An 8,492-nucleotide genomic window follows, 5' to 3' on the forward strand; every position below is an offset into this window, starting at 1 on the left:
CCCCGGAGTGCACGTGACCCTGCGGGCCGCGCTCGGAGACGACCAGGTCGCCGGTGGCGAACTTGCCGTTCGCGCAGGTCGCGCCGATGCCGTAGGTGCCGGGGCGCAGGCCGTGCTGGACCTGGAACTGCCCCTCGACCACTTCCTTGTGGGTGCCGGGGACCAGCTTGAAGCGGCCGCCGCCGACCGTGCTGGCGTCGCCTTCGGCACGGCTGCCGGGGCCGCAGGCCTTGGTGTTCACCGTGACGGTGGTGCCCGGGGAGGCGGATTTCGGCCAGACCTCCAGGACGGCGAAGTCCCCGGGCGCGAATCCGGCCATGCCGAGGTCCGCGGCGGCCACCGCGCCGGCGACCGGGCCGGCGAAGGCGGCGGCGGTCAGCGCGGTGGCGGTGAGCACGTGGGCGGTGCTGCGGCGCATGGGAACTCCTGGGGACACGGGGTCGTGTTCCGAGGAAAACCGGCCCGCCGGGCGAGCGCCTGCTGATTGTCCGTCAGATCGGTCGCGGAGTGCCCTGCCGGAGGGCATCCGCGCACGTCAGGACCTGCGGAAGGCCATCGGGGTCCCCCCGCCCCGTCCGGGTGACGGAGCCCTCCGTCAGGGGGTCGCGTCAGCGGCTCGCGTCAGGCCCTCGGGAGGGTCACCGAGGCGGCGGCGCCCGAGGGGGCCGGGTTCGACAGGGCCACCACGGCGCCGATCACCTGGGCCTGGCCGAACGCGATGGTCAGGCCGAGCCCGGTGCCCTGGCCGCGTTCCGCCGCGCCCGTCTTGAAACGCTGCGGACCTTCCCGCAGCAGGCTCTCGGGGAAGCCCGGTCCGTGGTCCCGTACGGTCACGGAGGCCCCGGACACGGTCACGGTGATCGGGCCGGCGCCGTGGCGCCGGGCGTTGAGCAGCAGGTTCGTCAGGATCCGCTCCAGCCGCCGCGCGTCGGTCCGCACCCGCACACCGCCGCCGGCGCCCGGGCGGTCCGCGCCCTCCGGGCCGCCCGCCGCGCCGTAACGCGCGCCCTTCGCGCTGCTCTCAGCGCCGTTCACGCCGCCCTGCGCGCCCTCTGCGCCGTGCGCGCTGCCCGAGCCGTTGCTGCCGTGCGCGCTGCCCGCGCTGCCCGCGCTGCCCGGGCCCTCCGCGGGCCCGCGCTCGTCCGCGCCGATCAGCTCCGCCGTCACGCCCGACCGCCGTGTGATCGAGGCGACCAGCGGACCCAGCCGGTGCTCCTCCAGCCGTGCCTCCTCCCGGTTCGCGTCCAGCCGGGCCACCTCCAGCAGGTCCTCCGTCAGCGTCCGCAGCGCCGCGACCCGGTCGCGCACCAGCTCCGTCGGCCGCCCGGGCGGCAGCAGTTCGGCCGCCGTGTGCAGCCCCGTCAGCGGGGTCCGCAGCTCGTGCGCCACGTCCGCGGTGAACCGCTGCTCCGCCTCCAGCCGCCGCTGCAGGCTGGCCGCCATCGTGTTGACCGCCGAGGACAGCTCGGCCACCTCGTTACGGCTCCCCGGCACCCCCGACGGCCCGATCCGCGCGTCCAGGTCGCCCGCGCTGATCCGCCGGGCCGTCTCCGCGGCCGACCGCAGGTCCTTGCTGAGCCGGCTCGCCATCAGCGCCCCGCCGACCGCCGCCAGTGCCACCACCCCGGTCCCGGAGACGATCAGCTGCCCGTCCAGCTCCGCCAGTTCGGCCTGCTCGTCGGCGAGCGAGTGCCGCACCGTCAGCACCTGCCCGCCGCCGACCGGCCGCGCCGCCCACACCGCCGGGTGCGGTCCGGACAGGTCCAGATAGGTGGTCCGCCGCCCGGCCAGGGCCGCCTCGCGCAGCGCCGCCGGTATGCCGGGGCAGTCGATCCGGGCGCCCGCCTCCCCGACCTTGTCGAAGTCGAGCCGGCCGGTCAGCTCGTAGACCTGCCGTACGCGGATCAGCTGCTCGGTGGCGCTCTTGCGGGCCGCGTCGGCCACCTGGCGCACCCGCGCCTCGTGGATCAGGACTCCGATGGTGACCGCGACCAGCGAGCAGCCGACGGCCAGCAGGACGGCGATCTTCCAGCGCAGGCCGAGTGCCCGCAGCAGCCGGCGGCCGCGGTGGAACAGGGCCTTCACCGTGGGCCCCGCCCGTCGGCGGTGGTGCCCGGCCCGGGCGTGGGGCTCTCGTTCCCCGGGGTCCCCAGGGTCTTGTTGTAGCGCCGCTCGTCGCTGACCACCGTCATCCGCTCGCCGTCCCAGCGGTAGCGGACGGCCTGCTCGGAGCCGTCGTCGGCGGCGGTGCGGATGAGCAGGTCCCGGCCGAGGGACTCGGCGGCCATCCGCCGCCCGATGGTGAACAGGACGGGGACGATCCGGTCGCCCTGGGCGGCGTAGACGCTCAGCGCGGTGCGGCCCGTCTCGGTGTCGGCCGCGACGAGCAGTTCCTTCTTCCCGTCACCGGTCACGTCGAGCAGGACCCGCGGGCGGATCCCGGCCCGCCCGGGCGCGTTGATCCTCCCCTTGCCGAGCAGCTGCCTCATCCGCTTGTCGGCCCGTACGACGTCCAGCTCGTTCACCGCCGCCATGCCCTCCGGCCCCACCTCGGGCCCGTCCGGCAGCGGCGACGGAGCCGGCTGCCGGGTGCCGGTCGCGACGCCCGCGGCCTTGGGCGAGTCGTCGGCCCAGGCCGGCCAGAGCGTCTCCGGCAGCGGCTGGGGGGACACCGGCGCGACGGCCTCGCCCGCGGCGAGCCCGTCGGGTGCGGCGCAGCCGCCGAGGGCCAGCGCGGTGGCGCACAGCAGCAGGGCGGCGGTGGAACGGCGGGGTGATCGCGTCATGGGGGAGGGAACCGTGGGGTGGGGGAGGGGGCGGATTCCGACGGTAGTCGGCGACCGTCACAGGGGCCGGGAGAACGTGTAACAGCGGTGCGTACGGTGGTGGTGCGCGGAAAGGACGGGACGTTCGGCCCGGACCGCGGACTGCCCACATGTAGTCGAGGGAGGGCCCTGTGACATCGGTCGATCGGCCGGAATCCGGCGTGCTGCCGTTCTTCGTGTACGGGACGCTGCGGCCGGGAGAGGTCAACCACGATCTCTTCCTGCGGGGCCGCACGGCGGCCGAGGAGCCCGCCCGGCTGCCGGACGCGGCGCTGTACGAGGGACCCGGCTACCCGTACGCGGTGGAGCGCCCCGGCTCCGTCATATCCGGGGAGCTGATCACCCCGGCGCCGGGCGGGTACGGGGAGCTCCTGGCCGCGCTGGACCTGCTGGAGGAGTACCGGGGCCCGGGCCGCCCGGGGAACGTCTACGACCGGGTCGTGCGGACGCCGGTCCGCCCCGACGGCAGCCGGGTCCGCGCCTGGGTCTACCTGGCGGCGGCCCCCCTGGCCCGGCGCCTCGCGGCATCGGGCACCGAGATCCCCGGCGGCGACTGGCTCCGCCGCGACCGCGTCTAGGCGGCTTTGCCGGCCGGGCTCAGAGCCCTTCGGCGCCGCGGTTGCGCAGCCGCTGTCCGTACTGCTGGAGGACCCACAGTTCCTGCTGGACCGCCGCCTGCTGTTCCGGCGGGGCCTGCGGGCCCAGCCGGGACATGGTGCCCTGGATCTCGTGGACGCGGCGGTCCACCGCGCGCAGGCGGACCTGCACCAGCTGGACCCCCGCGTAGATCTCGTCCACCGTCTTGGCGTGGATGGCCTCCACCGCCAGCTCCGTGACGAGCGCGCGGACGGTGTCGTTCGGCGCGGCCTCGCGGACCCGGATCAGGTAGTCGTCCGTGCCCTGCGCGGCGCCGCCCGCGTCCTGGATGGCCTGGCGGACCGCCGCGTACGGCGGGGCGGTGAACTCGTCCATCCCGTACGCGTCGAAGGCGGGGGAGACCAGGGCAGGCCGCTGGAGCGCCAGCTTGAGGAGCTCGCGCTCGGTACGGTGCGCCGGGCTGCGCAGGTTCAGGGCGGGACCGCCCGCGGGCGCGGCGGGCGCGGAAGCGGGAGCGGCCTCGTAGGACCGGCCGCCGCCCCGGCCCTGCTGCTGCGGCTGGTTGCCGCGGTCGCGGGCCCAGCGCGCCAGCTGCGCGACCCGCTTGACGACGAACTGCTCGTCGCGGATGCCGAGCATGCCCGCCAGCTGGACCGCCGACTCGTGCTGGATCGCGATGTTCTTGATGTTGGCGACCACCGGAGCCGCCTCGTCCAGCGCGGCAGCGCGGCCCGCCGGGTTCTCCAGGTTGTGCCGGGCCACGATGTGCCGCAGGGCGAACTCGAACAGCGGGGTCCGTGCCTCCACCAGCCCGGACACGGCCGCGTCGCCCTGTGCGAGCCGCAGGTCGCAGGGGTCCATCCCGCCCGGGGCGATGGTGATGGAGGTCTCCGCGGCGAACTTCTGGTCGTCCTCGAACGCGCGCAGGGCCGCCTTCTGCCCGGCCGCGTCACCGTCGAAGGTGAAGATCACCTCGGCGGTCGCGTTGTCCATCAGCAGGCGGCGCAGGATCTTGATGTGGTCCCCGCCGAAGGCCGTGCCACAGGTGGCGATGGCGGTGGTGACCCCGGCCATGTGGCAGGCCATGACGTCGGTGTAGCCCTCGACGACCACAGCCCGGGAGGTCTTCGCGATCTCCTTCTTGGCCAGGTCGATGCCGTACAGCACCTGGGACTTCTTGTAGATCGCCGTCTCGGGGGTGTTCAGGTACTTCGGGCCGTTGTCGTCGTCGCGCAGCTTGCGCGCGCCGAAGCCGACGACCTCGCCGCTGATGTCGCGGATCGGCCACATGAGGCGGCCGCGGAAGCGGTCGATGGGCTTGCCGCTGCGGCTGTCCTGGGCCAGCCCGGAGAGGATCAGCTCCTTGTCGCTGAAGCCCTTGCCGCGCAGGAACCGGGTCAGGTGGTCCCAGCCGGCCGGGCTGTAGCCCACGCCGAAGTGCTCGGCCGCCGCCTGGTCGAAGCCGCGCTCCGCCAGGAACCTGCGGCCGATCTCCGCCTCGGCTCCGCCGAGCTGCTCCGCGTAGAAGAGGGCGGCGGCCTTGTGGGCCTCGACCAGGCGGATGCGCTCGCCGCGGCCGCTGGTGCCGGCGGTGTAGCCGCCCTCCTCGTACCGCAGGGTGATGCCGGCCTGGCCGGCGAGGCGCTCGACCGCCTCCGAGAAGGAGAGGTGGTCGATCTTCATGATGAAGTCGAGGGTGTCCCCGCCGGCCTGGCAGCCGAAGCAGTGGTAGAAGCCCTTGCTGGGGCTGACCTGGAAGGACGGGGACTTCTCGTCGTGGAAGGGGCACAGGCCCTTGAGGTTGCCGCCGCCTGCGTTGCGCAGCTGGAGGTACTCGGAGACCACGGCGTCGATCGGGACCGCGTCCCGTACCGCCTTCACGTCGTCGTCGTTGATCCGTCCTGCCACGCGCGCAAGTCTACGGCCGGGCGCGGGCGGTCCGGTCAGGCACCCTGGGCCGCCAACAGCGAGTCGAGCGGCACCTCCGGGTCCGTGAGCTGGTCGGCGTTCACCGCGCGCCCCGACCTGATCAGGGCCTGGATCTGCTCCGTGACGTCCCACACATTCACGTTCATGCCGGCGAGCACCCGGCCCCCGGAGAGCCAGAAGGCGATGAACTCCCGCTTGCCCACGTCCCCGCGGATCAGCACCTGGTCGTAGCTGCCGGCCGGTGCGTACCCGGAGTACTCCAGGCCCACGTCGTACTGGTCGGAGAAGAAGTACGGCACCCGGTCGTAGCTGACCTCCTGCCCCAGCATCGCCCGCGCGGCGGCCGGGCCGCCGTTGAGGGCGTTGGCCCAGTGCTCCACCCGCAGCCGGGACCCGATCCACGGGTGGTGGGCGGCGGCCACGTCCCCGGCCGCGAAGATGTCCGGATCCGACGTGCGCAGCGACTCGTCCACGGCGATCCCGCCGCCGTGCTCCCGGTCGACCAGGGCCAGCCCCGAGGTCTCGGCGAGCGCGGTCCGGGGGGCGGCGCCGATCGCGGCGAGCACCGCGTGCGCCGGGTGCTCCTCGCCGTCCTCCGTACGGGCGGCCAGCACCATGCCGTCGTGGCCGACGATCTCGGTGAGCCGTGCCCCGAAGTGGAAGCGGACGCCGTGCTCGGCGTGCAGGTCGGTGAAGAGCCGGCCGACCTCCGGGCCGAGCACCGCGTGCAGCGGGGTGGCCAGCGGTTCGACGACGGTGACCTCGGCCCCGTACTCGCGGGCCGCCGCCGCGACCTCCAGGCCGATCCAGCCCGCGCCCGCGATCAGCAGGTGGCCGTTGTCCCGGCCCAGGGCGGCCAGGACGCCCCGCAGCCGTTCGGCGTGCGCGAGGCGCCGCAGGTGGTGCACCCCGGCCAGGCCCGTGCCGGGCACGTCCAGGCGCCGCGGCTCGGCGCCGGTGGCGAGCAGGAGCTTGTCGTAGTGCAGGAGGGTGCCGTCGCCCAGGCGCACCGTCTTGGCCTCGCGGTCGAGGTGGACCGCGGGCTGGCCGAGGTGCAGTTCGATCTCGGCGCTCGCGTACCAGGACGGCTCGTGGACGAAGACGCTGTCGCGGTCGTCCTTGCCCACCAGGTATCCCTTGGACAGCGGTGGCCGCTCGTACGGATGCTCGCGCTCGTCCCCGATCAGGATCACCCGCCCCGTGAACCCTTCCGCCCTCAGCGTCTCGGCGGCTTTCGCCCCGGCGAGCCCTCCGCCGACGATGATGAACGTCTGGTGTGCGTCGACCACCTGATGCCTCCTCATAACCTCTTCGTCACATGCGACCACATGCGAGCGTCCCGCACCGAGCCTGCCGCGTGAAGGGGGGATGGCCCGATCGGCTCACCCTTCGGCGCGTCGGCCGTGTCTGGTGAGGCGGGCGTGCAGGGAGCGGGCCGCGGCGTCCGTCAGGCATGCGATCTGGTCGACGACCGCCCGCTTGCGGGCCTTGTCGTCGGGCGCCGCGTCGAAGATCGCCCGGAACTGGGGGTCGAGTCCCTCGGGCGCGCGGGCGCTCAGGGCCTCGGCGAGTTCGGCCAGGACGATGCGTTGGTCCGCGCGCAGCCGCTCCTGTTCGTCGCGCTGCATCACGTACAGGTCGGCGACCGCCTTGAGGACGGCGCACTCGTTGCGCGCCTCGCGGGGCACCACCAGCTCGGCCTCGTAGCGGGTGAGGCGGCCGGTGCCGAACGCCTCGCGGGTGGCGCCCTCGGCGGCCAGGCAGAAGCGGCCGATGAGCTGGCTCGTGGCGTCCTTCAGGCGGGCCTGGGCCACCGCCGAGCCGTCGTACCCGTGCGGCCACCAGTCCTGTTCCATCAAACGGTCGAGGGCTTCGCGCAGTTCCTCCGGAGCGGTGCCGGCGGGTACGTAACGGCCGATCGCGACCCGCCAGATCGCGGCGCGCTCGGGCTCGGCGAAGAGCAGGTTGGGGTCGAGGTGCCCGGCGTGCAGACCGTCCTCGAAGTCGTGGACGGAGTACGCGACGTCGTCCGCCCAGTCCATGACCTGGGCCTCGAAGCACTTGCGGTCGGCGGGGGCGCCGCGCCGCAGCCACTCGAAGACGGGCAGGTCGTCCTCGTAGGCGCCGAACTTGACCGAACCGGGGTCGGTCGGGTGGTTCCCGCGCGCCCAGGGGTACTTGGTGGCGGCGTCCAGGCAGGCGCGGGTGAGGTTGAGGCCGACGCTGACCTGGGTCCCGCTCTCCGGGTCGGTGACGAACCGCTTGGGCTCCAGCCGGGTCAGCAGGCGCAGGGACTGGGCGTTGCCCTCGAAGCCGCCGCAGTCCTTGGCGAACTCGTTGAGCGCCTCCTCGCCGTTGTGCCCGAACGGGGGGTGGCCCATGTCGTGGGAGAGGCAGGCCGCCTCGACGAGGTCGGGGTCGCAGCCGAGGGCCGCGCCGAGCTCCCGGCCGACCTGCGCGCACTCCAGGGAGTGGGTCAGCCGGGTACGGGGGCTCGCGTCCCAGTCGTAGGAGCGGGTGCCCGGAGTGACGACCTGGGTCTTCCCGGCGAGGCGGCGCAGCGCGGCCGAGTGCAGCACGCGGGCGCGGTCGCGCTGGAAGGCGGTGCGGCCGGGGCGCTTGTCGGGCTCGGGGGCCCAGCGCTCGGTGGCGGAGGGGTCGTAGGACTCGTAGGCGGGGGCGTGCGTGGTGCCTTCCATGTTCAGACGTTAACCGGAGACACCGACAATCCGAGCAATCCGAACGAACACCGCCTTTACGCGGTGGCCAGTTCCCGGTGGCCCCCGCTGCGGGCGAGGGCCTCGTCGTAGCGGTGGAGGACGAGGCGGGCCAGTGCCGGGTGGTCGCCGAGCGGGGCGGCGGCCGGGCCCGGCGCGGCGGCGGCGCTCGCGGCGGAGAAGCGGCCCGGGGCGGCGAAGTACGAGGCGACCGCGATCCAGTGGTGGCCCCGGGCGGCCAGCGCCCTGACGGCGTCGGGCACGCCCGGTGCGCCGCCGGAGGCGTAGGCGGGGAGCACGGGTACCGCGCCGAGGCGTTCGGAGAGCTGGGCGGCGGTGCGGCGGGTGTCGGCGGCGCTGTCCGGGTCCCGGGATCCGGCGGCGGCCAGCACCACCGCCGGGCCCGGGGACCAGCCGGCCTCCA

Annotated in this window: 8 protein-coding genes; 1 reads left to right on the forward strand and 7 read right to left on the reverse strand. The window is 74.4% G+C overall.

Annotated elements, in window-relative coordinates:
• From ACFV0Q_RS33970 to ACFV0Q_RS33980, 3 genes are all read right to left on the reverse strand, one after another.
• Positions 1–418, reverse strand: a 418-nt coding sequence (locus tag ACFV0Q_RS33970; RefSeq protein WP_385010737.1) for a hypothetical protein, incomplete at its 3' end; no start/stop codon positions are given.
• A gap of 203 nt (positions 419–621) precedes the next feature.
• Complete coding sequence (locus ACFV0Q_RS33975; RefSeq protein WP_385010739.1) at positions 622–2,085, reverse strand: ATP-binding protein; 1,464 nt, start codon at positions 2,083–2,085, stop codon at positions 622–624.
• Positions 2,082–2,786: a hypothetical protein gene (locus tag ACFV0Q_RS33980; protein ID WP_385010740.1), complete on the reverse strand. Its 705-nt coding sequence runs from the start codon at positions 2,784–2,786 to the stop codon at positions 2,082–2,084. Before ACFV0Q_RS33980 ends, ACFV0Q_RS33975 begins: the two co-directional genes overlap by 4 nt.
• Before the next feature lie 170 nt (positions 2,787–2,956).
• On the opposite strand from ACFV0Q_RS33980, the gene ACFV0Q_RS33985 reads away from it, so the two are divergent.
• On the forward strand, positions 2,957–3,403 hold the full coding sequence (locus tag ACFV0Q_RS33985) for a gamma-glutamylcyclotransferase family protein (RefSeq protein ID WP_385010741.1): 447 nt from the start codon (positions 2,957–2,959) through the stop codon (positions 3,401–3,403).
• Positions 3,404–3,422: 19 nt separating this feature from the next.
• On the opposite strand, the gene dnaG is transcribed toward ACFV0Q_RS33985, so the two are convergent.
• From dnaG to ACFV0Q_RS34005, 4 genes are all read right to left on the reverse strand, one after another.
• Positions 3,423–5,330: a DNA primase gene (gene dnaG / locus ACFV0Q_RS33990; RefSeq protein WP_385010743.1), complete on the reverse strand. Its 1,908-nt coding sequence runs from the start codon at positions 5,328–5,330 to the stop codon at positions 3,423–3,425.
• A gap of 35 nt (positions 5,331–5,365) precedes the next feature.
• Positions 5,366–6,640 (reverse strand): NAD(P)/FAD-dependent oxidoreductase, encoded by a 1,275-nt coding sequence (locus ACFV0Q_RS33995; protein ID WP_385010745.1) that lies wholly within the window; start codon positions 6,638–6,640, stop codon positions 5,366–5,368.
• Positions 6,641–6,733: 93 nt separating this feature from the next.
• The gene (locus ACFV0Q_RS34000) at positions 6,734–8,050 is read right to left on the reverse strand and encodes a deoxyguanosinetriphosphate triphosphohydrolase (protein ID WP_385010747.1); all 1,317 of its coding nucleotides are present in this window, start codon (positions 8,048–8,050) and stop codon (positions 6,734–6,736) included.
• A 56-nt stretch (positions 8,051–8,106) separates the two neighbouring features.
• Positions 8,107–8,492: CbiX/SirB N-terminal domain-containing protein (locus ACFV0Q_RS34005; RefSeq protein ID WP_385010749.1), on the reverse strand; the 386-nt coding region annotated here is incomplete at its 5' end.

It is taken from the genome of Streptomyces sp. NPDC059564 (assembly GCF_042735575.1).
Lineage (GTDB): Bacteria > Actinomycetota > Actinomycetes > Streptomycetales > Streptomycetaceae > Streptomyces.